A 26,447-nucleotide genomic window follows, 5' to 3' on the forward strand; every position below is an offset into this window, starting at 1 on the left:
CCCTCCAACTTATAAAAAATGATGGTGTAAATTACCTTCTCATCTAGTATAATTCACGTTCCTTGATCAATAAATGGTGTTTATTCATCCATTCTATAGGTCAATTGCACTCTCCCGACAGTACTGTTACTTTTTGGAACGCGATGCGCTCTCTTTTCCAAGTATACGTTATGAACAGCTCGCTGCCTCTGGCAACAACTGCCGGGTAAGAGTACTGCTTCTCTCCTTCATCCAGCAGCAGCTCATGATCCCACGTCAGACCATTATCCTCCGAAAAGCGGACAACAAGCGGAGTACGGGGACCTTTCTTCTTCCCTTCCTCCGGGCGGGTAGGATTGTAGACAAGCGCAAGCCCTCCTTGTTCCAGCTTAACAAGGTCTATGCCGCTGTTGTTATTAGGCAGCGAGGTCGGATAGGCCTCAAACCAGGTTTTCCCTCCATCGGTGGAATCGCTGCGGTAGATCGCGCCTTCCATACTTCGGGTGAGCATGTGTACCATACCCGGTGCAGATTCCCACAAGGCAGGCTGGATTATGCCCTTGCCCTGCAGATGGCTTCGATCCAAGGGTACGGTTCCACTGCAGGTCCATGTCTTGCCTCCGTCCGTCGACAGATCGACGAATGCATCCCAAGCAGGCTCCAAGGATGCAGGAGCGGCGATTGTACCGTCGTGGAGGGTGATCGGCTTGTTTTTGACCGGCCCCCTTCCGCCACGATCGCCTTCCACCAGTTGAACCGGCTCCGTCCAGGAATGCCCGTTATCACCGGATTGCATGACCATCGTTTGCCATTCCGCGATATCGTTCCCTATTTTATAGTACAGAAAAAGGATGCCATCCTGCCTTCGGAAAAGCACGGGATTCCAATGCGGAATCCTTTCCTGATCCGCAACCTTGCAGGGGGGTGTCCAGCCCTCGCTCCCCCTGCGCGCGGTCCAGATAGCTACGTCCCCCGCCTTCTCCTTCGTCCCCCCGAACCAGGCAGCTATCACTTCCCCATTAGGGAGCAGCTCCAAGGTGGAGGCGTGACAGCTCAGAAACGGTCTGTCATCCTCAAAAATAAACTCCTTTGCCGTAATGATGCCTTTCATACCTGTTATTCTCCTTGTCTTGGGTTTAGGGCCGGGGAACCAACAGCTTTCCGGCTGTCCACAGCCTCATCTTCGGCTTGCCGGCCGATTACAGGAACGATTTCGAAGCACTGGCCGGCCTCGGTCGCAAATTCCATACATCCGGGTGCCGGACTGACGGTATCTACGGCTTCACCATTTCGGCTAATTTGGACCGGATGCCTGGATTGAATCCGGCATACTTGACCCGCCAAGGAGCGAATCCTCGCATATTGCAGCATCCCCTCGCGCCAAGCCAGCTCCACCTCAAAGCCCCCGCGGGCTCTGAGTCCCTTCACCCTGCCGCTGTCCCATTGCGAGGGCAGCGCCGGAAGCAAGCGGATCGCACCTGCATGGCTTTGAAGCAGCATTTCCGTCATCCCTGACATCCCGGCGAAATTTCCGTCAATCTGGAAAATGTTCATTTTGACCTTCGGGTGCCGGTGCGCATTCATCAGATTCGGATGCAGCCCCTCAAGCAGAAGCCGCAAGAAATGAACCGCTTCCTCCGGCTCGCCCAGTCTTGCCCAGAAGTTGACGGTCCAGGCGCAGCTCCAGCCCGTATGGGCTCCGCCATGGGCAAGCCGCCTTTCCAGCGTGCGTCTACACGCTTGCGCCAGCTCCGGCTGCCCATCCGGTGTAACCAGATCCAGCGGATGCAGCCCAATCAAGTGGGCTGTATGCCGATGCCCCGGCTCAACCTCTTCATAATCTTGATCCCATTCCTGTAATTGCCCATGGGAACCGATACGCAGCGGAGGCATCTGATCCAAGGCGTCACGAAGCTGTTGTTGAAAGCTCACATCGCAATCCAGAACCTGGCACGCTTGTATACAATGCTCGAACAAATCCCGAATGAGCAGCAAGTCCGTTGTAGCCCCTTGGGTTACGCTGCTTTTCTGACCGTCCGCCGTAAAGAAATAATTTTCCGGTGAAGTGGACGGGTTGGTCACCCGCTCTCCTTGCGGATTGACGATCAGCCAATCCAAACAAAAGAGCGCCGCTTCTTTCATCGCAGGGTAAGCCTGCTTCAGAAAGTCTTCATCTTGGCCGAAAGCATAATGCTCCCATAAATGCTGGCAGAGCCATGCCCCGGCCATCGGCCAAAACGCCCAGCTCGGCGATCCGCCCACAGGCGTTGCGGTACGCCAGATGTCAATATTGTGATGAGCCGTCCAGCCCCGGCAGCCGTAGTGCACGCTTGCCACCTTGCGCCCCGTCACGCGCAGCCCTTCGAACAGGTCGAACAACGGCAGATGGCATTCCGCTAAATTGCCGACCTCGGCAGGCCAGTAGTTCATTTCGATGTTAATGTTGGTCGTCCAGCTGCTGCACCAGGGCGGCTGCGTTTTATCATTCCAAATGCCCTGCAAATTGGCAGGCTGTGTGCCTGGACGTGAGCTTGATATCAGCAAATACCTTGCATATTGGTAAAATAATACCGACAATCCGGGGTCTGCCTCCCCCTTGCGTATCGCCTGAATTCGGGCGTCCGTCGGCAGAAGGCTTTTATCCTCACCGCCGAGCTGAAGATCAACCCGGTCGAACAGCCTTTTATAATCGCTGAGATGACGTTCCTTCAATCCTTCGTAGCCGACTCGAACGGCCTCGGCTAGCCAGGAACCGCACGGTTCATCCGTCCGTTTCCCGAAGGCGACGGGATCACGGCCATAGCCATTGTAGCTGGTCGCTGCAGTGAGCAGCAGCGTAATCCAGCCTTTGCCGGTGACCGTGATCCTTCCCCCGCTCACTTCGACCTTGCCCTGCTCTGCGATAGCCTGCACTTGAATTTCAAAGCTCATGCCTTTGCCGTCTGCATATTGTACGGGCTCGGGAGACTTCACCGTGTTCGGCAGCACATGAATTGGTGCCCGGCCGTTCAGCGACAGCCGTTGATGGGTCAAACGGCGCACCGCATATTGCAGCTGGCTGTGCAGCACCGCGTAAAACCGGGTTTTGCTTTCACAGAACAGTCGAATCGCAATCACTTGATCCTGCGCCGACGCAAACATTTCCCTCGTACACAGGGCACCATCCCGACGGTAACTGGTGCGAACGATGCCTTCCTGCAGGTCCAGCTCCCTGCGATACCCGGTGATCTCACCCTCACTCTCGCCCTCGTCCTCGAAGACAAGCTCCAGATCGCCTAACGGCAGGAAGGATTCAATCTCTGGGCCGAGCATATGCTGCCCGATGATCTCTTCGGCTTCCGCGTGCTTCCCGTCGAAAATCAATTGTCGGACAGGGTTCAAATGACGTACCGCATCATAACGGATCGTATCGCGCGGCTCCCCTGACCACAGCGTATCCTCGTTCAGTACAATCCGTTCCCGCTGAACACCGCCGTACACCATGCCGCCCAGCCGGCCGTTGCCTATGGGCAGCGCTTCGAACCAATTGCGGGCGGGCTGGTTATACCACAGCGCCAGCTTATTGTTGGTCATCAACATTCCTCCTCCGAGCTTTCCTGTAAGGTCCCCCGCACCTCTCCCTTGCTTTGCTCTACTTTCTGCTTCGTACTACTCATACAACCAATCCAAAGTATCGATCCCGTCGTTCTTATGCTCGACGTCCCGTACCTTCATCACCTGATCGTTAGAAACGACGCCCAGAATCAAGAAAGCGCCCCGGCCAAAATCGAGCGTATGCCGGCCGGCCTCATATTGAAACGCATGCACATTGACGGAAGGATATGCATATAAGCGAAGCCCTTTGCGGAGAATCGGCGCGTAGCCGCCCATATCATCCGCATGCGTATTTTCTTCCAGGCTCGGTGCCTGCAGCCATTGCTGATCCTTGTTATTGAAGTATCCGATCAAAACTTGCGAGGGCTGCTCCAGCTCAATCTCAATGGCAATCCCTTGCAGTCCCGCCTGCATTTGACTGAACCGAATGCCGGTCAGCTCGTGCAGCTCCTCGGCACCGCTGACGATGTGAATGTCGCCGTCCGTAAAGACGGTGCTGCCTTTTTCCACACGGAACAGCTCTGCATTGTCCGAAAGCAGCTTGAATGGAGCTTGCCGGTAAGGGAGGATCGGCTCCTTTACATGTTTAAGCGCTTCGGGCAGCGTCCCCTGCTGAAGCTCCTGAAGATGAAGGCGGAATTGATTCAGCTCCGCTTCGTAAACCGGCAGACATTGCTTCCAATGTCCGAATTCCAGCCCGTTTCGGATCGGCACTTTACGCTGCGGAGTTTGCATGCTGTTGGCAAACAAATACGTCGTCTCCGTCAGCTCGGTCAGCTTGCGATAGCTGGATAAGCTTTGCTCCAGATGGAGAGCGGCTTGCTCCAGCAATGAGAGCTGTTCAAAAAACTCCCCGCGCACCGTATGCTTATAGGTCAATATGAGCATGGCTGCGCGAACCTTGTGAGTGTAAACATCAACCATATATTGAAGCGCATGCATATCAGCGGCTAACCGTTCAAACTCCTCCACATTGCTGACGACAGAACCGCGTGCGCGCTCGATGGCGTCTACGGCCTGACGTGCATGGGCTTCCACCTCCGCAATGATTTCCGGCGGCGTTTCACCGACATGCGGCTCGCGGGCCAGCTCCCTGACCACGTATTCCTCCAGCCGTTCCCCCTGGGGAGCCTGGGATTCCCACAAATCCGGCCACGGCATGTGACGCTCCGGATTCGTTAACTGGCTCATCGTCATACCGAGGCTCATCGTTTGACGGTTCCCCTCGGTGATGCCGAACCGGCGCAGCAACTTCGGCGCACACTCGCCGGAGGCTTCGTACGCATCCAGAATCGCTTCTCCTGCTTCTACACTGCCATACCGTCCAGCCAGTACGGTGCTCCAGAAATGCCGCTCCGCCTGCGGATCCCGATCCGGATTCCAAGCGTAGCGGAACCAGCAGGCGAACCAGATCCAATCGCGGTCGAGCTGTCTTAATCTCGGCTCCACTTTATCCGGTGCGAAAGGCCAATCCCAGAAAAAGAGCGGATACAAATGCAAGCCATTCGCTTTCAGCCGATACTTGGCGGCCTGCATACTTTTTTGAATAAAGGAGGGCGCGCCATAGCGGAAAGGCTCCAAATTCGCCAAAATATGCACATTCACAATATGCACCGATTGCATGGAGCCAAGCTTGTTATGAATGTCCAGCCATTTGCCCCGCGGAGTATACGTTGTAAGCGACTCCCCGTTATATTTCGCCTCGGTATACAAATTCGGGTACAGCGGCAGCGCCGCTTCAATGACCTTCTGCGGCTCGATCGCGTGGGAGCGAAGAATGATCGGCGGCTTTTCCTTCAGGTTCAGATCCTTCAGGCCCTCCAAAACGCCGGCGAGAATCGTATCATTGAACCATTCCACACCATAGATCTGCCCTTGCAGTGCTTCCCCGAGACAAACCATCAGCCCGACATTCGGAAAGGACCGGACAAAGGCTGCAATCGATTTTTTATAATAATCACTCGTCAATGGAAGCGGTTTCGGTTGATGCTGCTTTAGACCGTGCTTTTCGGCAAACGGCAGCGGAATATGAATGTTGTAGAAATTGAGCACGACCCAAATGCCTCGTTTATCCGCTTCCTCCGCTACCCAACGGAACGTGTCCACATTGAGTGCAAACTCCTCATCCGTAACCTCCAGCGCTTCCGGGTAATCCTCCAGACGCACAAGCGAAGCAAACGGGTGACCGGTCCACAGGTAAAAAATATTGCAGCGCTGCTCCAGCATCATGTCAAGAAAATCAAGCCAGAGCGCCCGGTCGTAAAACCACGGAAACCGTCCCGGTGTTATGGGGTATTCATACGTCAGCCGCGGCGGCTCCACGGTCGTCTTCTGCAGCCCGATGGCCGGTCCGCGCAATGCAAATTTCGGTGCATCCCCGTATGCGATATGATCGGAAAGCTTCCCAGCGGTCCGGATTCGCTGTGCCAGCTCCAAACAGCCATACAACAAGCCTGAATCGCTTCCACCGGAAACGATCGTCAAGCTTCCGGGGCACGATGCCAAATAAAAGCCTTCCCCCTGCGGCGTCTCCGAGTGGTACAGCAGCACATCCCGCTCCTCCAGCTGCTGGAGAAACGCAGATTCCAAGCGGTTTCCTACAAAAAGCTTCCGGTCCGGTGAGCGATAGCCGTCCCATGTCCAGCCCCCTGACTCCTCCCGGACCTCATACCCGTTCTCCTGCAGCGACTGTCTCAACAGCTCTATCGCATATTGGACACGCGGGGCAGGATGAAGATCGTAACCCAGTATAACGGTATTCATGTGACCGATAACCTCCTTTTCGCAAAAGCTTATTTTAAGAAAAGCTCGATAACCGGAACCGTGACATTCGGTTTTTTGACCGGAATGGAAAGCACAAGTGTATCCTCATCGCGCCCTTCCTTGAATGCTCCGTTATCGATTCCGCTGGCGACAAAGCCCTGCTTAAAGCGGATTTCGGACGCATCGTTCAAAAGCTGCGCATACTCCACCTTGCCTGCAAAGCCGTGAAGGTGAATATTTTTGAACGGCCAGCTGTATACATGCACATACATCCGGTTTGTCTGCGGATTGTAGGTCAGCCGGCAATCCTGCGGGCAGCTGAACGCTTCAGGCGCCTGTGTGCAGCCATAAATTGACCGGCTGTGCCGTTTCATCCATTCGCCGATCCCTTTCAGCCGGTCTATCGCCCGCTCATCGAACTCACCACGGCCGGTCGGCCCGACATTCAAAAGCAGGTTGCCGCCGTTGCTTACGACATCTATGAGCATTTTGATCAGCAGGTCAACGCTTTTCCAGGATTCCTCCTCCCGGTGATATCCCCAGGAGCCGCTGAACGTGTGGCATGTTTCCCATACAACTCTTTTGCCGTTAACCTGCACCCAACGGGTCGGCATATACTGCTCCGGCGTCGTAATATCCCCACCGATTTGCAGCCGGTCGTTCAACAAAATGCCCGGCTGCAAGGAACGGATGAGCCGGATGAGCTCCTCGCTGTGCCAATCCTCCTTGCCCTTTCCCGGCAGACCGTTCTCGGAAGGAAATGAGAAATCATAGAACAACAGATCAATATCTCCGAATTCTGTCAGCAATTCCTTCGTTTGGCCGAACAAATAATCCCGGTAAATTGAAAAATCCCGCTTCGCGCTTGCTTCAATAAATTGCGGGTCCATTCGCAGCGGATGCTTCGTATCCACCGTATAATGCGGATGGTGCCAGTCGATCAGCGAGTGGTACAGGCCTACTCTCATGTTACGGTTCCGGAACGCATCCACCATCGGCCGCAGCACATCACGTCCTGCCGGCGTGTTCGTCGCCTTGTAATCGGTAAGCTTGCTGTCCCACAAGCAAAAGCCCTCATGATGCTTCGTGGTCACGACGAAATACTTCATCCCTGCATCCGCCGCAAGCTGTGCCCACAGCTCGGGATCATACAAATCAGGATCAAACCTTTTAAAATATTTACTGTACTGCTCCGGTGTCGATCTCTCTCTGGATTGCAGCCATTCATGTCTTGCCCCTAACGTATACAGGCCCCAATGAATAAACAAGCCAAATCGATCCTCTGTAAACCATTCGCTATTTCCTACTGTCGGTTCAACCTCAAAAGTCACACCAATCCCCTCCTTCTTTCCGCGTTTCAGGTATTATGCTTTGCAACAACGTGTGCCGCAGCGACATGCTGTTAAGTGTATAGGAAGTGTTTTCTCTGATTATAGGTCGAATTCATCCTTTTTATAGGCGCTTCTAGCACTATGAACCATTTCCGATAAGATGATATAGGTGGATCGGCGCAAAAGCAGCTTGGTTCACCTATAACATAAGGAATAAAACCCATAACCGTCTATAATCATTTCCGTAGATTCTCATTGCCATCGATAGCTCTTACACAACTTTTATTCGGATGTGCTGTTTGGCGATATAGTTTATTTACAATTAAGCTTACTTTGTGGTACCATTTAGGGCTTTGATCCACGTTGCTGCCATTAAGGTATCTCCCAGCGGAGTCATATGAACGCCATCCGTTGTTAAGTCCTTGCCCGTTTCATACCCGAGGAACGTAAGGAAGGCTTGATGTGTTGGTACCAATATTGCGTTATACTCCTCAGCCAACCGATTCACAATCGAGACGTACGGCTTCAGCAAGCCATTTCCCGTGGAATCGGGGTATTCTTTAATCACCGTCGGCTCCATCAAAATCAGACGGCAATCCGGTAATTCCTTGGTTTGCTCAAGCAAATGACGGTATACTGCCTCGAATTTATCGGGATACACCTGCTCAACGTCGTGATTATCCAGCTGGCGCCATACATCGTTGATGCCGATAGAAATCGAGAGCCACTGCGGCTGATGGTCCAGCACGTCCATGCGCCATCTTTTTTCCAAATCGATGACCCGGTTGCCCGATACCCCTTCATTAATAATTTTCAAAGCTAGCTGCGGATACTCCAGTGAAAGATAGTCGTGAATCATGCGGACGTATCCGCTGCCGAGCTTCAGCGGGTCTTTTTTTCTCCCCTTGTCCGTAATGCTGTCTCCAATAAAAACAATGCGGTCCTTCGCTTGGAATGGCATGCGTGCTCCTCCTTAAATTGAGTTACCGGGAAGACCGGCGGCATCAAAAAGCCCAGCTTCCCTGTATTTTTCCATGACACCTGTTAAAACGGCTTTTGCCTCTGGCGACAGCGGCTGGACAGGCAGCCTCGACTCCCCGGCAGGCAGGCCGATCAGCTTCATCGCTTCTTTCAGCACGGAAGGCAGTGTCCCCAGTGAAAAAGCGCTGCGAAGCGCACGCAGGTGACGCTGCGCCAGCTCCGCCTCCTCCGTCTTGCCCTGCAGCCATAATTCATAAATTGACCGCACGGTCTCAGGGAAAACATTGGCTGTGGCCGCGATTGCACCATGACCCCCGGCCATAAGCGTGGGCAAAATAAGCGAGTCCGTACCTGCCAATACGGCAAAGTCCGGTCCGGTCAGCTCCAAATATTGAAGTATCGTATCAAAGCTGCCGCTGCTGTCCTTAATTCCAACAATCGTAGGCACTTTGCTCAGCTCCCCTACCGTTCGGGGCTGAAGCGAATTCCCCGTCCGGGCCGGGATATTGTACATAATGAGCGGTAGGCTTGTTGCCGCTGCTACTGTCTGATAATGCCCCATCAGCTCCTGCTGCGTAAAGGTCAGAAAATACGGGGTGATGATAGACAGTGCATCCGCTCCAAGACGTTCCAGCCGTTCAGCCAGCCATACCGTCTCCTTCGTACCGGCGCACCCTGCTCCTACATAAACGGGCAATTTGCCCTGCGCTTCGTCGATGACAATCTCTGCGACACGAAGCTTCTCCTCTGCCGTCAAGTAGAAAAACTCTCCGTTCGTCCCCAAGCAAAACAATCCGTGTACCCGTGCTTCGACCAGCCTTCGAACCAGCTGTCTTAAAGCGGTTTCATCAACATGGTGATTGGCATCGAACGGAGTCACCATTGCCGGAATAATCCCTGCAGGCTTAAACATATCAACACTCCCTTTATAAGTTTGGTGTGATCGACAGGAAGCCAAGTTCTATCTTTGCAACCAACGGCTTTTGCTTCCTGTCTGCCGCCCTTGCTCCGAAGCATCACGGCAGCAGCTTGCGGTATACCTCCTGGATCGCATCGAGATCCATCTTCTTCGGATTGTTATTCATCAGCCGTGTTACCTTGGAAGCCGCCAGGGCCAATGGCTCGACATCCCCTTCCGTCACATGGAACACGCGCAGATTTTGCGGAATGTCCAACTCCCGGGTCCATTCGATAATCTGCTCAATGACCGCTTCCGCCGCATGGAAACCGCCTTCCCGGCTTCCGCTCCCAGACAGCCCCATGGCGCGGGCAACCGGCTGAAGCCGCTCCGCAATAGCATCCAGATTATAAGCCATTACATGAGGCAGCAGCATGGAATTCGCTACCCCATGGGGAATGTGGAATTGGCCCCCCAACGGATAGGCCAGTGCATGAACAGCCGCTGTGCCCGCTGCGGTTAAGGCCATGCCGCCGTACATCGATCCCAAAAGCATCTTCTCCCTCGCCGTAATGTCCGATCCATCGCTATAGGATGGAAGCAGACTGCCGGCAATAAGTCGAATCGATTCCAGAGCGAACATGTCGCTGATGGGATTCGCTTTATTCGAAATATACGATTCCAGCGCATGGGTGAAAGCGTCCATTCCCGTAGCCGCCGTAATCGGTTTGGGCAGACTGATTGTCAATACCGGATCGAGAATGACCAGCTTTGGCAGCAAATAAGGGCTGACCACCCCCGCTTTTAGCTGCTGCTCCGGCAGCGTAACGATCGCATTGGGTGTGACCTCTGAGCCTGTGCCAGAGGTTGTAGGTATAAGAACCGTTGGCATACCGGGATTCGCCACCAGATCGGTGCCGACCATGCTTTCCACATCGTCTTCATTGGTCAGCATCACGGAAAAAAGCTTCGTTGCATCAAGCACGCTTCCGCCGCCGATGCCGATCAGCAGATCCGGCTGTGCCGGACTGACCTCAGCTTGAAATACCTCCCGCAATTGATCTGCAGTCGGCTCCGGTCGCACCTCTGTCGTGATGCGAACTTGCATGCCTGCCTGCGACAGCTCGCCGGCAATTTGATCGACAATGCCATTGGCCTTTAGCGAAGGCTGGGCAACAATGAAGACTTGCCGGAATAAGCCCATTCGTTGGATACGTGGTACGAGCTGTATCATCGTATTGCGTCCGGCTACAATAGATCCGGCCGTCTGAAAGCCATAATAAGGTACTGAGTACTGATCCAAAGTATGTCTCCCCCTCCTCATGAGCCCATCTTAATCCAGCGGCAGTGTGCTTTCAATTTGACCATTCCATCATCCATTAGGTGAATCCGACCTATTTCAGCACATTCTATAGCGGCTATTCCGGCAAAAGTGCATTTAACCCATATTTCGGATACGATTCCCCCCACATCCTGCTTTCATCTTGTAGTACTCTATTTGAAAATCCAAACCGTAAGGGGCGCCTCCTGATGAATATTCAGCCTTATGTCACTCCGTATAAGTTAGGAAAACCTGTATTGGCCGGTTCCGGGATACCCGGCCATTTTGATTACCGGGCCGTTGATTGCCCGTTTGTATTTCAGCATCAAGACCGGTTCTATATGATGTACGTCGGCTTTGACGATACCGGATACCAGACCGCATTGGCTACCAGCAGCGATTTGCTGCACTGGGAGCACCTTAGCGTGATTTTGCGGCGGAATGAAGGCTCGGGCTGGGACTCCAAAAACATTGCCGGTACATGGATATTGAAAGAGCATGATTTGGACGCTCCACCTGTTCTGAAGAAATGGGACAATAAATACTGGCTTGTATATCATGCCTATCCCGAATTCGGGTATGAGGAAGGCTCCGCCAAAATCGGGTTGGCCTGGACCGAAGATGAAAATTTGCTGGAATGGCATCGGCTGCCGGAACCGATCCTCACTCCGGAGGAAGGCGCCGACTGGGAGAAGGGCGGATTGTATAAGGAATGCCTGATTGAGGAGGACGGCACGTTTTATTTGTTCTACAATGCCAAGAATACAGACAAAAGATGGATAGAGCAGACGGGTGTCGCGTTCTCGACCGATTTAATCTCATGGCACAGATACGAGCATAACCCCGTGCTGCGCGTTTCGCCGGACCGTTGGGACAGCGGCTTTGTCAGCGATCCATGCGTCCTGAAGCATCAGGATGAGTGGGTTATGTATTACTTCGGGTATAACTACAAGCAAGCACAGGAAGGCTTGGCCCTGTCAAAAGATCTGCTTCATTGGGAAAAATACCCTGAGCCGATTATTTCGGTTGGGGAAAAAGGCACAATCGACTCTATTTTTGCCCATAAACCATCAGTCATCACCCATGAAGGCGTACTGTACCATTTTTATTGCTCATGCAGACTTGTTCAGGAAGGGGATCCGACGGTTAATTATGGAAAAGAATTCCGAACCATCAGTGTAGCCGCTTCCCGCAACCTGTTTGCCCCATTAACCTTAGCAAAGGAGAATGCAGGCGATGCAGATTGAGCACCTGTATGCGGAAAGCAAAGTATGCCCCCTGGGTGTCGATGTAAGCAACCCCGCCTTGGGCTGGAGCTACGCCCCCTCCGTCACCCGCCGCCAAACCCAGAGCGCATACCGGATCCTTGTCTCCGACAGGGAAGAGTTGATTCGACGTGGCATAGGGAATCAGTGGGACACCGACAAGACGGAAAGCAGAAAGCAAGCGCATATTCTATATGATGGAGCACCGCTTCAGTCCCGGACCCGGTACTACTGGCGGGTACAGCTTTGGGCCTCTGACGGAAGCATGACGGAAAGCCCTGTATCCTGGTGGGAAATGGGACTTCTTCACGATTCGGACTGGTCGGCCCGGTGGATCGGAGAGGCGGTGGATGAAGGCTCCGACAATATTAAAGCGCTTCCTTTATTCCGTAACGAATTCGAGCTGTATAAGCCGGTTGCTTCCGCCAGAGCTTATATCTGCGGATTAGGGCATTACGAGCTTCGTCTGAATGGCTCCAAGGTAAGCGACCATGTCCTGGAGCCCGGATGGACGCACTACGACAAGACGTGTCTCTACTGCAGCTACGATATTACCGATCAGGTGCAGGAAGGTATGAACGCGGTAGGGGTCATGCTGGGCAACGGCTTTTACCATGTCCCGGGAGGCCGCTACAGTAAATTCAAAGGCTCCTTCGGCACGCCCAAATGCCTTGTCCAGCTGGAGGTCACCCATACCGACGGCACCGTGGTTACCATAGCCAGCAGCAACCGATGGCTCATGTCGGACGGCCCTCTCACCTTCAGCTGTATTTACGGAGGCGAGGACTATGATGCGGGCCTTGCGCTGGAACAAGCCGGCTGGGACCTGCCTGACCTGGAGCCTGCTGCCTTATCGTCCTGGAGAAGAGCCATAGAGGTTGCTGCCCCGATGGGCAAGCTCAAGTCCCAGGCGCTCTCCCCGCTCAAGGTCATGAGAACGTTCCGGCCGGTATCTATTACACAGCCTGAACCCGACATATATGTCGCCGATTTCGGCCAAAACTTTTCCGGTTGGGTCCATATCACGGTTACAGGCGAGCGTGGCTCGCAGGTTAGGCTATCCCCTGCCGAGCTGCTGAAGGATAATGGAACGGTGAACCAGAAGTGGACCGGCTCCCCGACCCGCTTCAGCTATACATTAAGCGGTCAAGGGGAAGAAAGCTGGTCCCCTCGCTTTAGTTATTCCGGATTTCGCTATGTCCAGATTGAAGGGGCCCTTCCCGCCCAGTGGACTGATCATCGGGCTGACCACCCCCCCGCTGCCCCCGTCCTTCTTCATATTGAGGGGCAAATGATTTATCCGGATTCGCCGGAAACGGGCAGCTTCGACTGCTCCAACCCTCTATTGAACCGCACCCATGAAATCATCAACTGGGCGGTGCTCAGCAATATGAAAAGCATCTTCACCGACTGTCCCCACCGCGAAAAGCTGGGGTGGCTTGAGCAAATCCATCTGATGGGTCCGGCGGTTGCCTATAACACGCATATCGAGCCGCTGCTCGTCAAATCGATGGAGGATATCCGGGACGCGCAACTGCCGAGCGGCATGGTGCCTACAACTGCACCCGAATACGTCGTGTTCGCCGAGCCGTGGGAATGCTTCCGCGATTCGGTGTCGTGGGGCGGTGCTTACGTGCTTATCGGCTGGAACCTGTACCATCAATATGGCAATACCCGTATATTGGCCGAACACTTTGAAGGCATGAAAGCTTATATCGATTACATCGCCGCCAACTCCGATGGGCTCATTGTTCATACGGGACTTGGAGACTGGTACGATGCGACGGATGAAGTTCCCGGATTTGCCAAAAATACGCCGGTTTCCCATACGGAAACCGCCATGTTTTACCATATTGTCGATGTATTTTCCCAAATCGCAAGCCTGCTCGGCCATCATTCGGACAGCGTCGGCTATGCCGGGTTGAAAAATGAAATTAAAGCTGCGTTCAACGCTGCATTTTTCGACCCGGAGCAGGTTCAGTATGCAACAGGCAGCCAAACCTCCCATGCCATGCCCCTAGTACTTGGCTTGGTAGATGAACCCTACAGAGAGCAGGTGCTGTCGCATCTGATCGATGACATCAAGCTTCGCGGATACCACACCACCGCTGGCGATATCGGCCACCGCTATGTCCTGCTCGCTCTTGCCGAAGCCAACCGTTCGGATATCATCTACGAGATGGCATGCCGAACGGACTATCCAAGCTACGGCTATCAGGTCGAACATGGTGCCACGACGTTAACGGAGGCGTGGGACGGTCCGACCGTAGGCAAGTCGCAAAACCATTTCATGCTGGGACACCTCGAAGAATGGCTGTACCGGTATTTGGCCGGCATCGACTGCCAGTACGATTCTGAGCAGGAGGCATTCCAGGTGACCATTCGCCCTTTCCTGCCGGAAGGGTTAAGCCAAGTCTCGGCAAAGCACCGCCATCCCGGCGGGTGCGTACAGGTCCGTTGGCAGCGTGACGCCCAGGATCAGCTGACGCTGGAGGTAGACATTCCGCCCAACAGCCAAGCGGTAGTCTATGTCCCTGCCCCGGCTCTGCACTTTATAACCGAAAGCGGAGCAAGCCTTGAGGAGGCACCAGGCATACAGCAGGTGCGCTGGGAGGGAGATCATGCGGTTATCGGGATCACCTCGGGACAGTATCGCTTCAACCGATTTATTGAATCAAAATAACGAAAACAGTATCCATACCAAATACAGCAGGAGGCTTGGCGATGATTGATCGGACTTCCCTTGTCAGACGTCACAATCCGGTCATAACCGGATTTGACAAATTTTCTTCCCTCTCTGTCGGCAACGGCAATTATGCCTTTACCGTAGACGCAACAGGTTTGCAAACCTTCCCCGAGCTTTATTCGGACGGCGGCGTCCCTCTGGGTCATTTATCCAACTGGGCCTGGCACACCTCGCCCAATCCGAATGGCTATACGTTGGACAAATTTCCGCTGACGCATTACAGCACATTCAACGGAAGAAGCGTCGGGTTCCCCTATATGGCCCCGGGACAAATTAACGACGAATACAAATGGCTCAAGTTCAACCCGCACAAGCTCCATCTGGGCATGATCGGGTTCCGGTTTACGCTGCCTACCGGAGAGCAAGCCGCCGCAGCGGATCTCAGTGATATTCGTCAAACGCTCGATTTGTGGACAGGAACGATCGATAGCAGCTTCACCTTGTCCGGAGAAAAGGTTACCGTTACCACCTGCTGTCATCCCGAGCAGGATTTGATTTCGGTTCAGGTCAGCTCCGTATTGATCCGGCAGGGGCGCCTTCAAATCCAGTTTCATTTCCCATATGGAACATGGAAGTTTGCCGCCGTTCAATGGGGCAAGCCAGACAGTCATTTGACACAGCTGGAATACAGCGGCAGCAACAGGGCCCTGATCCGACGGACATTGGATCAAGACTGCTATGCGATGGCTGCGGAATGGTCGAACGGAGTGCTTGAACGGGATGCGGAGGATCCCCATCTCCTTGTGTACACCCCCTCCTCAGACGACTTTAGCTTCGATCTGCGTATCCGGTTCTCGCCGACAGAGCATGAACCGACCCAGCCGCTGCCCGACCGTGAGGCGGTTCTGAATGCAAGCGAACGGCATTGGGAGCAGTTCTGGACGCAGGGAGCTGCTGTGGAGCTTGCGGGAAGCAAGGATCCGAGAGCGTTGGAGCTCGAACGCCGGATTGTGCTGTCTCAATATTTGACCGCGATTCAATCGTCCGGCTGCCTTCCGCCCCAGGAATCGGGATTGACCCATAACAGCTGGGGCGGCAAGTTCCACCTGGAGATGCATTGGTGGCATTCCGTCCACTTTGCGCTCTGGAACCGTACCGAGCTGCTTGAGAACAACCTGGGCTGGTACCAAACGATCTTGCCCCAGGCCCGGAGGCTCGCCGCCTCCCAACGCTATGAGGGGGCCCGTTGGCCCAAGTGTATAGCTCCGGACGGTATCAATGCGCCCTGCTACATTGAGCCATTCCTCATTTGGCAGCAGCCTCACCCGATTTATTACGCGGAGCTCATTTATAAAATCCGGCGCGACCCCGCTTCGTTAGACCGGTACAGCGAACTTGTTTTTGAATCGGCTGCCTTCATGGCATCCTTCGCGGAGTGGGATCAAGAGGGCAAGCGTTATGTGTTAGGCCCGCCTGTCGCGCCCGCGCAGGAAATATACGACCACGCCACGACGATGAATCCGACCTTTGAGCTGGCCTACTGGGCATTCGGACTATCCGTCGCAAATACATGGAAGGAACGGCTCGGACAGCCGCGCGTGGAGCAATGGGATCACATTGTGGAACATTTAGCGGAGCTTCCTGTTGTAGAAGGCCTCTATGTGGCCGCAGAGACAGCACTGGACACGTTCACGGCCAAAGCCGGCACGAAGGATCATCCGACGATGCTCGCACCGCTCGGTATCCTTCCCGGCGTAAAAGTGGACCCGGACACGATGCGGCGAACGTTCCAAGAAGTGATGAACGCTTGGGATTGGGATGCTACCTGGGGCTGGGATTATCCGATGGCAGCAATGACCGCGGCCCGACTCGGTGAAGGGCACCTGGCCGTCGACACGCTGCTGATGGAGAAAACGACCAATTCCTACTTGCCCAATGGCCATAATTATCAAAGGAAGCCGCTGACGGTTTACCTTCCGGGTAATGGCGGCTTACTGACTGCTGTAGCCATGATGGCCGCCGGTTGGGAGAATGGTCCGGACACGCACGCCCCCGGGTTTCCTCAAGACGGCTCCTGGACGGTCCGGCATGAAGGGCTTGTCCGTATGATATAAAAGATAAAGGCGCTGGTTAGCTCTCCTAAAGCTGATCAGCGCTTTTTGGCATCCGGCAGACTCCTTTTTCCATGTCAATAAGAAACGCTCTTAGTTTTCTCATGAATTTCTAATATAGGCTTGTTATGCTAGATCGGAGTAAGTCTCCAAAGGTTGCAAGCAAATTGTGGAATAAATAGTTGTGGTATTGTAAGGACAGGCGTTAACGCCACCAATACACGATCCAATGGGAGGAACATCATGAAATTAACAATGAACCGTCTCGGTAAATCGGTAATGGGCATAAGCCTATGTCTAACCATGATGATGACCGGTAATGCCCTCGTGCCTCATTCAACCGCATATGCAGCTTCCGCATCGGCATCATCCAAAGCAAGCGACATTATTTCTACAGCCAAACATTATATGGGCGTTCGGTATCAATACGGCGCACCGTCAGGCATCACCAGCTCATTTGACTGCTCTTCCTTTACCCAGTACGTGTTTAAGAAGAATGGTATTTCGCTGCCTCGGGACTCGCGTCAGCAATCCAGGGTCGGAACTTACGTACCGAAGAATCAGCTGAAGCCTGGAGATCTCGTATTTTTCTATTCTCCCATTCATCATGTGGGCATCTACATCGGAAACGGCAAAATGATCAACACGTATGGCAGCCCGGGAGTTACCATTACGGATTTGAATTCAAGCTGGTGGAAGTCCCACTATGCAACGGCACGCAGAGTTTTATAATCCGTCCAAAAAAACCACGCCGTCCCGATGGGGCGGCACTTACATACGATCGGCTTTCCCAGGAACGATAACTATATGATCCCAAATAAACTGCTTTTCCTCCTCGGACAGCGCTGCTTTGGCAAGCAGCCTGGCCACCTCCCTTTCCAGATAAGAAATCATCGTTAAAAAACGGTCCACGTCGGCCAGCGCTTCGTTTCCCATCCTTTGCCCTCCATTCTCTCACATCATCCGACTCTGACAGGGTCTATCCCTTTACGGAATTTTAAGATACAATATAGCTTTCAGCCTGATTTTTGACATTTCAAAAAAAATGAACCGGGTGCCCCTATGAATAACCGTCTGCGTGTGTCTTATGTACTTATATTCAGTTTTCTCTCACTTGTGTGCTTTATTTCCGTCGCTATATTTTTCAACACTCCCCGTGTTGTCCAATGGGATCAAGCCCTCATTTCCGCAATCCGGCTTTGGGAAGGGCCTCAGCTGACACAGCTTATGAAGCTCTTCACTCTTAGCGGTTCATTCGAGGTGTTAGCTTGCCTCTCTATCGTCATTTTACTTTACAGCTGCATTTGGCTGCGTCATCGATTGGAAATATTGCTGTTCATCACCATCCTAGGCGGATCCATCCTCCTCAACCTGCTGCTGAAGCTTGCTTTCCACCGGGACAGGCCTTCGCTGCACCGTTTGATTGAAGAGACCGGCTTCAGCTTTCCCAGCGGCCATTCCATGCAAGCCTTCGCCTTTTACGCGGCCCTCACCTTTCTGCTCTGGAGACATATGCCTAATAAGTATGCCCGGGCTTCCGTTGGGGTCCTGGGTGCTCTATTGACCGTTTGTATCGGTTTAAGCCGTATCTATTTGGGCGTCCATTATCCGAGTGACGTCGTTGGCGGCTTCCTAGCCAGCGGAAGCTGGTTTGCCTTATGTGTTTGGTGCTTTCAATGGTACAACCAAGAGCGTCAATCGAGGGACACAGAATAAAAAAGCTCCAGTCGGCAGCTACGCTGCAAACTGGAGCTTTTTCCAAGTGGGATTTGCTTGATACTGGCGCCCCCGTTCCTTGTTACATCGACACGGGAACCTGCTGATCGATCGACTGAATAATATCACTGACGATGAGTGCGGAAGCATGCTTTCTTTGCAAACTGACCATCCGGCTCTTGATCGCTTCAATTAATCCGGGATTGGACAATACAAACCGAATTTGTGCGGAAAGCTCCTCCACATTATTGGACATGGAGGCAACGCCCCGGCTGGTTAAGTACAATGCATTTTCCCTTTCCTGCCCCGCATAAGGCCTGTAAATAAATATAGGCAGCCGCAGCGCAATAGCTTCCGTTAGGGTAAGGCCACCGGCCTTTGTAATAATACAGGACGATAACGACATCAGCTCATGGATGTTCTCGATATATCCAAGGACCTCAAGGTTAAAATAAGCAGCAAATTGAATTTCAAGCCTTTGCTTTAATTTCTCATTGCGTCCGCATACCACTACGACCCGATATTCCCCCATAAAGAGAAGCACCTGCAGCATTTCCTCGATATAGCTTACCGCACCGCTGTCTGCGGCCATGACAAGAACCGTTTTTTTATGGGCCTGCTTGACCGATGCAGCCCTGCCGGACGACAGCTCGTCGAAGTCCTTGCGGATCGGGATACCGCTCACCTTCACGCGATCCTTGGCGAAGCCTTTTGAAATAATATCCTCCTTCAAATCATCCGTTGCCACATAATATTTATCCACATAAGGATGAATCCAGGTCGAGTGCAGCGCATAATCCGTTATGACGGTAAAATTTTGAATGCCGAGTGTGCTGCATACCTCCGGTGCCGCCCCGAACGGAAAAGCATTCACGACCGCATCGGGACGGATCTGGTGAATGACCTCCGTCAATTTTTTTCTTCCCAATGCCTGCATGGAACGGTTGAACAAAGCCGTATGCTTCGTTTCCCGGGTCAAATAATAGCTCCAGCCGTAATAGTCCAGTCCGATTCTGGAGCTTTGCGGACTTTTTTTATACAAAGACGTCGTAATCTTGTTCAGAAAAGGATGGCCTTCTTTCATCAGATCGATGACGGAAACCTGATCCACCCCTTGCTTGATAAATTGCTGTTGTATCGCTTGAGAGGCTTGTATATGTCCGTTGCCATAACTAGCCGTTAGAATCAAGACACGCGGATTGACATTACTCATCCAGCGAACCCCCTTAACACCGGTTAGATCAGTCTTTGATGCATGTATACTGTCAAACAGCCGTTGTTTAAATTTTAAATCTGCATCCTGCACCCATTTAGTCTAATGTATTGGGAATCGGATCAATCCATGCTGCGTTTTATCATATTCCTGGTTCCATATCAAATTAATAGTACCACAAGTACCGCTGCCTTTTGTACTTTTGTTCTTTATCCTTCCGCCCTAACACGGCTCGTTCCCTTTGGATTCCAGCGGTTGAACGCCGACAGCCGCTTCTATTATAGCATTCATGGTTGGAGTAACGGAAATAGGATAACATTACCGGATGGATGGACAGCGGACTGCCCCGCTCTCATACTATGCACTATCCTTCTCCCCTTTTGCAAGTGCAAAGGGCTGCGGGGAGGCTGAAGCTGTGGCTGTTCTAAACCAAAAAGAACCGCCCCGAAGGGCGGCTGCCGGGGTGGCTTCAGCTCTCATCAATGTATTCGTCTTGATTGCTGCCCCAAATAAAATCCTTGGAATAATCGATCCCGGCTGTGGACTCCGCAAAAGATTGTGCACCTGTCTCAGTGTTACTTTCCTCCAGCTGCTCGGACTCTGTTGAGTTCTCTTCCTCGTACATCCTGTCCCCTCCTTTCATAGACAAACGTTATTGTCACCCTGTCTGACAGATCTATACATTTCTTTAGGAAGGATGTCCATGACCAATCAAATATGAGTGAATTTTCTGAATTTTTAATAAAATGTATTGACTTGAAAATGCTTACTGCTTTACGCTTTTCGTACAGATAAATAGATGAAGAAACAGGGGTGGAGCGGATGAGTTCAATAGGGATCATAATGCCAGTGGTGACAAGCACGAACAGCTGCTACAACGATTACATCAAGTTTAGACAAATGCCACAGTTTGAACTGAAATCGATGCAAACCAAGTATTACGCTGAGCTGCATGCCCTGCAGGATGAGCTGACCGAGCTGCTGGACGAGCTCCGTGAATGGACGCATATGCGATCCCGTACCCTCTTCCAGCATTCTGCCTGAACCTGCCGCTGCAAGCCTCCAGCACACAATCAAATTTGATCGGATTCACCGAGAGTAACGGATTCCTTTGAAAAAAAGCAAAAAACGCCGGAAGGGTTCAACACAAGCCTCCGGCGTTTTTGCTTTGCATTTGCTGCTCTTTCTTCATCCCTAAGATAAGGTATACTATTGGATAGAGGAGGCGAATTCAAACAATGAACCAAACTGCTGCTTTTATCTATGCCCATCCCGATGATGAGACTTTTCTAAGCGGATGTCTGATCCGACAGCTGGCTGACCGTGGCGCGAAGCCGATCTTGCTGCTGGCAACCAAGGGTGATGCCGGGAAAAAGAACGGTTCCTTGCAACAGGCAACGAATGAGGAGCTGGCTGCCGTAAGAGTGAAGGAAATGGACAAGGCGGCACACATTCTAGGCCTGTCTCTGGTAGAGCATCTCGGTTATCCCGACGGGAAACTGAACACCGTCCCTACAGAGGCTGCGGTGGAAGCCATTCTGGCTTTTATCAACACCCATCAACCGGAAAATGTATTCACTTTCGGCGAGGACGGGGGCAACGGGCACCCCGATCATATCGCCATCTCGAAGCTTACCACCTCAGCTGCTACCAGCGGGCGATGCCCATCCGTTCGCAGGCTGTTTTATGTCGCTTCCGAAACCCTGTTGACCCAGGGGCTCTCCCCCGCCATCTCGGTGGATACAGAACCGAACTGGGCTGTTAAAGCAGCTGCGCTTCGTGCCCATGACTCTCAAATGCTGGCTATCGAACGCTACTTCGGCAGCCTGGCCTCTTTTCCCGAGCATCGCCGGTATGAAAGCTTTGTCCTTGCCTGGGAGCAGGGGATCTGGTTTCCTCCCGTTACGGGAGAGGCTTCCAAATCCGTTCCAAAATAATGACCAGCAGCGTACCGACCAAGAGTCCGTTGTTGATAACGTATTGAACGAACACCGGAATATTGTTCAGTGCTGCTGCAGGCAGAAACATAGAGCCTACGCCATAAATAAGCGTAATGCCCAAAATGGTCAGCCTTCTTTCATCCAGCGGCTCCTTGACCAGCGAACGCATGGCGATGCCCATCATTTGAACGAAAGTCACCATCATCGCTCCATAGGCGACAGGACCCGGAAGCAGTGCCAGATAGCCAACGGCGGAAGGAAACAGTGCAACAAAGGCAAGCAGGGCACATGCGATGAGAAAAGGCCGTGTCTTTCTTTGGCCTGTAAGCTGAATGAAGCCGGCTGTGACAGGCAGCGGCACGATGCCTACCGTCGAGAAGACCGCGCATAGCATGTGCGTCAGGCCGCCGGCCCAGCCGCCCCGGTTGACCCGGTTCGCGTCCGCCGCCGCTTCTTCTCCTACCGCCTGCCCCACGCCCGCCACTGCTGCGATCGTGTTGGAGACAAGGGTCAGCGTGAATAAAGCGGTAGTAATAACAACACTGGAGTCCAGCCTCGGTGTTCCCCATGCCAGCGGCATAGGCAGCCTCAGCCAGCTTCCGGCATCGGAGGGGTGTCCCACACCATAGCCGGCGATGACCGCGGCAGCCCACCCGGCCATGATACCAATAAATACGGCATAGCTTTTCATCCAGCCTTTCCCAGCGGTTGACAGGAGAATAACCAATATGAACACGCCGAACGAGATCCACACGGATGCATAGTCCACCCTGAGGGATTGCCCGCTGATCCCAAGCATTCCTTTTAAAAAGACGCCGCTCAGCTGAATGGCCAATATTAGAAGAAACGACCCTGTCACCAGAGGAGTAAATAAGGCAAGAAGCCTTTGCATGAGACCTGTGATGCCAAGCACGAATAGAATGGCTCCGGCCACCAGCAGACCGCCCTCCAGCAGCTGCAGTGTGCCGCGGACGCTTTGTCCCTGACGCACAGCCATGTCGGCGAAAATAACAAACACACTCACCCATGAGCCTGCCGGCCCCTCCGCTATGGGAAGGCGATGACCAAGCCAGCTCTGTATAAATCCGCTCAGGCCGACCACAAAAATGGTGCGCTGCATGAGCTCCGACACTTCCTGTGTCGTTAACTGAAATACTTGCCCGATGACAACAGGCAGTGCAATAGAACTGGCCAGGAGAAAGACAAACCATTGCAACATCCCCCATACATTCCAGCTTCTAGTGCTGCTTTCCTGAAGCAGCGTACGCTTATTCATGCTGTCCAACTACTCTCTGTCTGTAAATTCGAAGGTTCCCACTTCCTAACGGCTATATTACTCCGCAATGGATTGTTTATGCAACTACGAGGGCGAACCATCGTGCACAATTCGCTCGGGATGCGTGTACACATTAAAGGAATGGCCACGAATAAAACCGACGACCGTGATGCCTAAATCTTCAGCCAGCTTTAATGCCAGCTCCGTTGGAGCCGACTTGGAAAGAAGAAGGCCGACGCCGATTTTGGCCGCCTTCAGCAAAATTTCAGAGGAGACCCTGCCGCTGATCGCCAATACTTTGCCCTTCATCGATATTCGGTGCCGAATACAGTGGCCATAAATTTTGTCAATGGCGTTGTGCCGTCCAATGTCGGAACGGGTGAGCAGCAGCCCATCCGCTCCGCCTAAGGCCGCGTTGTGCAGACCGCCCGTTTTATGAAAATCCGCTGAGCCCTGCTGGAGCTCCTGCATCAAAGAAATGCATCGCTCAGCTGAAAGGGAATCGCGCGATACAATCGTTTTCGCTGTACGGGCATCGTTGTGCAAATAAAACTGCCTGCTTTTTCCGCAGCACGAAGCGATAAACCGCTTTTGATGCCAGTCTTTGCCGGTATTTTGCGGCGCCGTCAGCTCGACATCGGCAAAGCCCCGGGACGTATTCAACGACAAGCTCCTGATGTCCTCCATCGATCGAATGAGTCCCTCGGAGGCAAGAAAACCAATCACCAGCTCCTCCATATAGGTCGGTGTGCACACCATGGTAGCGAACTCTTCTCGATCGACCTTCAGTGTCAAAGGAACCTCGGTGACGATGTCGTCCTCCAGTCGGATAAACTGGCCGTGCTTATATTTCCAGACGCCTCGTTTCACGGTAGCCTCTTGATCCATCGTCACTCACCCCATTTCCGTCTCCAGCTCGGCGATCCGCTTCTCCACATATTTGGTGTCCTTGAACGCATGGAACGTTTCGGCCTTCTCGACGACAACTGCCGTATTGTACTCCGGTATTCCTGCATGAGGCTCATAGACTCCCTTGGGGATCAAGCAGTTGCCCTCCGGCCAATGCACCTCCAGATTGCCCCGTTGAACAGGTACAAGCTTAACCCGTCCATGCATTAGGCCATACCGGTTGTAGACGACAATGGCGTCGGCCGGCTTAAGCCCCAGCGATTGCGCATCGTCTGCATTCATCAGCACGTCGTAACGGTCCGCGGCGTTGAATGGATCCGTTTCGCTGTAAATCATCGAATTGAACTGCTTGCCGCGACGAGTCGTCACAAGAAAATGACCCTCAGGCTTGCGCAGCTCAGGCAGCTCGATAGGAATCAGCTGACCGCGGCCATCCTGTGTCGGACAGACGCCCCCTTCACACAGCCAGGCTCCACCCCATTGAAACACATCCCCCCGTTTGCTCAAATGCTGAATGCCGTCATAATAGGGTACGGCTCTTGCGATTTCCTTTCGGATATCGTCGGCACTGCGGAAAGCGACCCGTCGTTCGTTGGCCGGATTCACCCGTGCTGCTAGCTCCGCATATATCGCCCATTCCGGCCTAGCCTCCCCGACGACAGGCCCTCCTTCAATCTGAGGGGAATAATACACCATCCGTTCCGTAGACGTGGAGGTCCCACCGCCCGGCTGCTCGTAGCGGGTCATCGCCGGAAGCACGATCACCGCCTCCTGCGCGTCCGCAAGGGTGGAGGTGTTCAATACGATATCCTGGTGTACCCGAATGTCCACCTGCTCCAAACACCGCCGTACAAAGTCAGGGTCGGGCATCGTTTCCAGGAAATTACCGCCTGACGTATAAAACAGCTTCAGCTTCCTTGAATGCTCCTCGGGCAGCAGCGCATTCTCGAGTGACACGCCCACGATATCCCCCTGCCACTCCGGAAGCTTAAAGCCCCATTCCTTTTCTATCCGCTTCCGGTCCGCGTCCTTGAATTCTCCGCCGGGCAGGCTGAACGGATCCGCTCCCATCTCCCCCGAGCCTTGAACACCGCTGTGGCCGCGGATCGGCATTAAGCCGCAGTGCTCCCGCCCGAGAAAGCCGCGGAGCAGCGCCAGGTTCGCCACCTGCGAGATGTTGTCGGTGCCGAAGCGGTGCTGGGTCAAGCCCATGCTCCAGACGAACACCGCCGATTTCGCTCCGGCCAGCAGTTGGGCGAATTCGAGCATCCGCTCCCGGCTTAAGCCTGAAGACTGCTCCAGCTGTGCCCAATTCTGCTGTAGGACATGCGCTCTCAGCGCTTCATAGCCGTTCGCATGCTCTTCAACAAAAGCATGGTCGATCGCGCTGCCGGGGGACTGCTCCTCCATCTCGAACCAATGCTTCATGACTCCGTTCATGAAGGCAATATCGCCGCCGATGTTTACCTGGTAGAAATCATCGGCCAGCTTGGTGCCGAACAACGCGGACTCCGGTATGGACGGAATCCAGTACTGCTCCATCGACGGCTCATAGTACGGATTGATCACGATGATCTTCGTTCCCTTCCGCTTGGCCGCATACATATATTTGGTCGATACCGGCTGGTTATTCGCCGCTACGCTCCCCCAAAAGACCAGCACGTCCGTGCCGATCCAATCCTTGTAATTGCAGCTGGACGCTCCAATCCCGACAGAACGCTTCAGCGCCGTCTTGGACGGTGAATGACATATGCGTGACGCATTGTCGATGTGATTCGTCCCAAGCAGCCGGGCTACCTTCGCAGCAGCATAATACGACTCATTGGTGATGCCCCTTGCCGTCAAATAAAACGCGAGCTGCATCGGATCGATCGAACGGATTTTGGCCGCAATCGTTTCTAGCGCCTCTTCCCAGGTCAGCCGGGTAAAACGGGCTTCCCCCTTACGCCGAATCAGCGGGTAGGGAATGCGGCCGAGCTTGCGAAGCGCGGTGCTGTCCAGCTTGCGAAGCTGCTCTATTTCCTGATGCAGTGTCGCGGGCTCGATCGCCGGCATCGTATTAAGCCTCAGCACGTTCAACCGCGTAGTGCACAAATGCGGCCCTTCCAAAGTACGGTCATACAGACCGGATACGCCCAGAGCGCACCCGTCACACACACCTTGGGTTAAGATGCGGTAAGCATAAGGCAATTGGTCGCGATTATCCCACGCGATTTTCAGCGTCTCCTTGATGTGGTGCGGCTTGACCTGCCCTAAGCCGAACGGAACTTTATTGACCCATAGCTTGGGGTCCAGCTTTTTGGGCAAACGGATCGGCCCGGTATGTATCGTTTTTCCCATGTTAAATTCCTCCTAAGTGCTTTCCTTTAGGAAAGCTCACTTCGTAAGCATTTGCTAAGCTTTCCGTACTGAAAGCTCACTTCGTTTAATTTCCAACAAAAAAGCCGCAGCAGACCTACCTCCT

General features: G+C 53.3%; 20 protein-coding genes. 7 read left to right on the forward strand and 13 right to left on the reverse strand.

The genetic code is table 11. The features are described from left to right. Nucleotides 1-100: 100 nt before the first annotated feature. The 7 genes from CF651_RS02505 to CF651_RS02535 form a co-directional block, all read right to left on the reverse strand. Complete coding sequence (locus CF651_RS02505; RefSeq protein WP_094013235.1) at nucleotides 101-1,090, reverse strand: sialidase family protein; 990 nt, start codon at nucleotides 1,088-1,090, stop codon at nucleotides 101-103. A 5-nt stretch (nucleotides 1,091-1,095) separates the two neighbouring features. Continuing rightward, on the reverse strand, nucleotides 1,096-3,552 hold the full coding sequence (locus CF651_RS02510; RefSeq protein ID WP_094013236.1) for a glycoside hydrolase family 95 protein: 2,457 nt from the start codon (nucleotides 3,550-3,552) through the stop codon (nucleotides 1,096-1,098). Nucleotides 3,553-3,627: 75 nt separating this feature from the next. Beyond that, nucleotides 3,628-6,336 (reverse strand): hypothetical protein, encoded by a 2,709-nt coding sequence (locus CF651_RS02515; protein ID WP_094013237.1) that lies wholly within the window; start codon nucleotides 6,334-6,336, stop codon nucleotides 3,628-3,630. A gap of 29 nt (nucleotides 6,337-6,365) precedes the next feature. Further along, nucleotides 6,366-7,667 carry an alpha-L-fucosidase gene (locus CF651_RS02520; RefSeq protein WP_094013238.1) on the reverse strand — a complete coding sequence of 434 codons (1,302 nt, stop codon included), beginning with the start codon at nucleotides 7,665-7,667 and terminating at the stop codon, nucleotides 6,366-6,368. Nucleotides 7,668-7,995: 328 nt separating this feature from the next. Next, the gene (locus tag CF651_RS02525; protein ID WP_094013239.1) at nucleotides 7,996-8,628 is read right to left on the reverse strand and encodes an SGNH/GDSL hydrolase family protein; all 633 of its coding nucleotides are present in this window, start codon (nucleotides 8,626-8,628) and stop codon (nucleotides 7,996-7,998) included. A gap of 12 nt (nucleotides 8,629-8,640) precedes the next feature. Beyond that, nucleotides 8,641-9,561: a 4-hydroxy-tetrahydrodipicolinate synthase gene (gene dapA, locus CF651_RS02530; protein ID WP_094013240.1), complete on the reverse strand. Its 921-nt coding sequence runs from the start codon at nucleotides 9,559-9,561 to the stop codon at nucleotides 8,641-8,643. A 103-nt stretch (nucleotides 9,562-9,664) separates the two neighbouring features. Then, nucleotides 9,665-10,849, reverse strand: coding sequence for an iron-containing alcohol dehydrogenase (locus CF651_RS02535; protein ID WP_281254432.1), 1,185 nt, complete (start codon nucleotides 10,847-10,849; stop codon nucleotides 9,665-9,667). A gap of 227 nt (nucleotides 10,850-11,076) precedes the next feature. On the opposite strand from CF651_RS02535, the gene CF651_RS02540 reads away from it, so the two are divergent. The 4 genes from CF651_RS02540 to CF651_RS02555 all read left to right on the forward strand — a co-directional run bounded on the left by CF651_RS02540 (nucleotide 11,077) and on the right by CF651_RS02555 (nucleotide 17,661). Next, on the forward strand, nucleotides 11,077-12,114 hold the full coding sequence (locus CF651_RS02540; protein ID WP_094013242.1) for a family 43 glycosylhydrolase: 1,038 nt from the start codon (nucleotides 11,077-11,079) through the stop codon (nucleotides 12,112-12,114). Next, nucleotides 12,104-14,815, forward strand: coding sequence for an alpha-L-rhamnosidase (locus tag CF651_RS02545; RefSeq protein ID WP_094013243.1), 2,712 nt, complete (start codon nucleotides 12,104-12,106; stop codon nucleotides 14,813-14,815). Before CF651_RS02540 ends, CF651_RS02545 begins: the two co-directional genes overlap by 11 nt. Before the next feature lie 41 nt (nucleotides 14,816-14,856). After that, nucleotides 14,857-16,932, forward strand: coding sequence for a glycoside hydrolase family 65 (locus tag CF651_RS02550; RefSeq protein WP_094013244.1), 2,076 nt, complete (start codon nucleotides 14,857-14,859; stop codon nucleotides 16,930-16,932). Between the two features lie 240 nt (nucleotides 16,933-17,172). After that, on the forward strand, nucleotides 17,173-17,661 hold the full coding sequence (locus CF651_RS02555) for a C40 family peptidase (protein WP_425436181.1): 489 nt from the start codon (nucleotides 17,173-17,175) through the stop codon (nucleotides 17,659-17,661). A 39-nt stretch (nucleotides 17,662-17,700) separates the two neighbouring features. Here CF651_RS02555 and CF651_RS32130 read toward each other — a convergent pair whose 3' ends face one another. After that, the gene (locus tag CF651_RS32130) at nucleotides 17,701-17,865 is read right to left on the reverse strand and encodes a hypothetical protein (protein ID WP_179232652.1); all 165 of its coding nucleotides are present in this window, start codon (nucleotides 17,863-17,865) and stop codon (nucleotides 17,701-17,703) included. 291 nt (nucleotides 17,866-18,156) lie between these two features. On the opposite strand from CF651_RS32130, the gene CF651_RS02560 reads away from it, so the two are divergent. Further along, nucleotides 18,157-18,645, forward strand: a complete 489-nt coding sequence (locus CF651_RS02560; protein ID WP_179232653.1) for a phosphatase PAP2 family protein — start codon at nucleotides 18,157-18,159, stop codon at nucleotides 18,643-18,645. 82 nt (nucleotides 18,646-18,727) lie between these two features. Here the strand turns inward: CF651_RS02560 and CF651_RS02565 are convergent, their stop codons facing one another. Beyond that, complete coding sequence (locus CF651_RS02565) at nucleotides 18,728-19,858, reverse strand: MGDG synthase family glycosyltransferase (RefSeq protein WP_094013246.1); 1,131 nt, start codon at nucleotides 19,856-19,858, stop codon at nucleotides 18,728-18,730. A 469-nt stretch (nucleotides 19,859-20,327) separates the two neighbouring features. Next, nucleotides 20,328-20,483 carry a hypothetical protein gene (locus CF651_RS32135; RefSeq protein WP_179232654.1) on the reverse strand — a complete coding sequence of 52 codons (156 nt, stop codon included), beginning with the start codon at nucleotides 20,481-20,483 and terminating at the stop codon, nucleotides 20,328-20,330. A gap of 197 nt (nucleotides 20,484-20,680) precedes the next feature. Between CF651_RS32135 and CF651_RS02570 the strand changes: the two genes are divergently transcribed. Both CF651_RS02570 and CF651_RS02575 read left to right on the forward strand, forming a co-directional pair. Continuing rightward, nucleotides 20,681-20,902, forward strand: a complete 222-nt coding sequence (locus CF651_RS02570) for a hypothetical protein (RefSeq protein ID WP_094013247.1) — start codon at nucleotides 20,681-20,683, stop codon at nucleotides 20,900-20,902. Nucleotides 20,903-21,096: 194 nt separating this feature from the next. Beyond that, complete coding sequence (locus tag CF651_RS02575; RefSeq protein ID WP_094013248.1) at nucleotides 21,097-21,795, forward strand: PIG-L deacetylase family protein; 699 nt, start codon at nucleotides 21,097-21,099, stop codon at nucleotides 21,793-21,795. Here the strand turns inward: CF651_RS02575 and CF651_RS02580 are convergent. From CF651_RS02580 to CF651_RS02590, 3 genes are all read right to left on the reverse strand, one after another. Continuing rightward, nucleotides 21,761-23,074: a purine/pyrimidine permease gene (locus tag CF651_RS02580; RefSeq protein ID WP_094013520.1), complete on the reverse strand. Its 1,314-nt coding sequence runs from the start codon at nucleotides 23,072-23,074 to the stop codon at nucleotides 21,761-21,763. The genes CF651_RS02575 and CF651_RS02580 overlap by 35 nt on opposite strands. Nucleotides 23,075-23,158: 84 nt before the next feature. After that, nucleotides 23,159-23,962 carry a formate dehydrogenase accessory sulfurtransferase FdhD gene (fdhD, locus tag CF651_RS02585; RefSeq protein WP_094013521.1) on the reverse strand — a complete coding sequence of 268 codons (804 nt, stop codon included), beginning with the start codon at nucleotides 23,960-23,962 and terminating at the stop codon, nucleotides 23,159-23,161. Between the two features lie 6 nt (nucleotides 23,963-23,968). Beyond that, a complete protein-coding gene (locus CF651_RS02590; protein ID WP_094013249.1) occupies nucleotides 23,969-26,323 on the reverse strand; it encodes an FdhF/YdeP family oxidoreductase in 2,355 nt (784 codons plus the stop codon). Nucleotides 26,324-26,447: the final 124 nt, after the last annotated feature.

Origin of the sequence: Paenibacillus rigui, from assembly GCF_002234615.1 — a bacterium.
In the GTDB taxonomy this organism is placed as follows: Bacteria; Bacillota; Bacilli; order Paenibacillales; family NBRC-103111; genus Paenibacillus_S; species Paenibacillus_S rigui.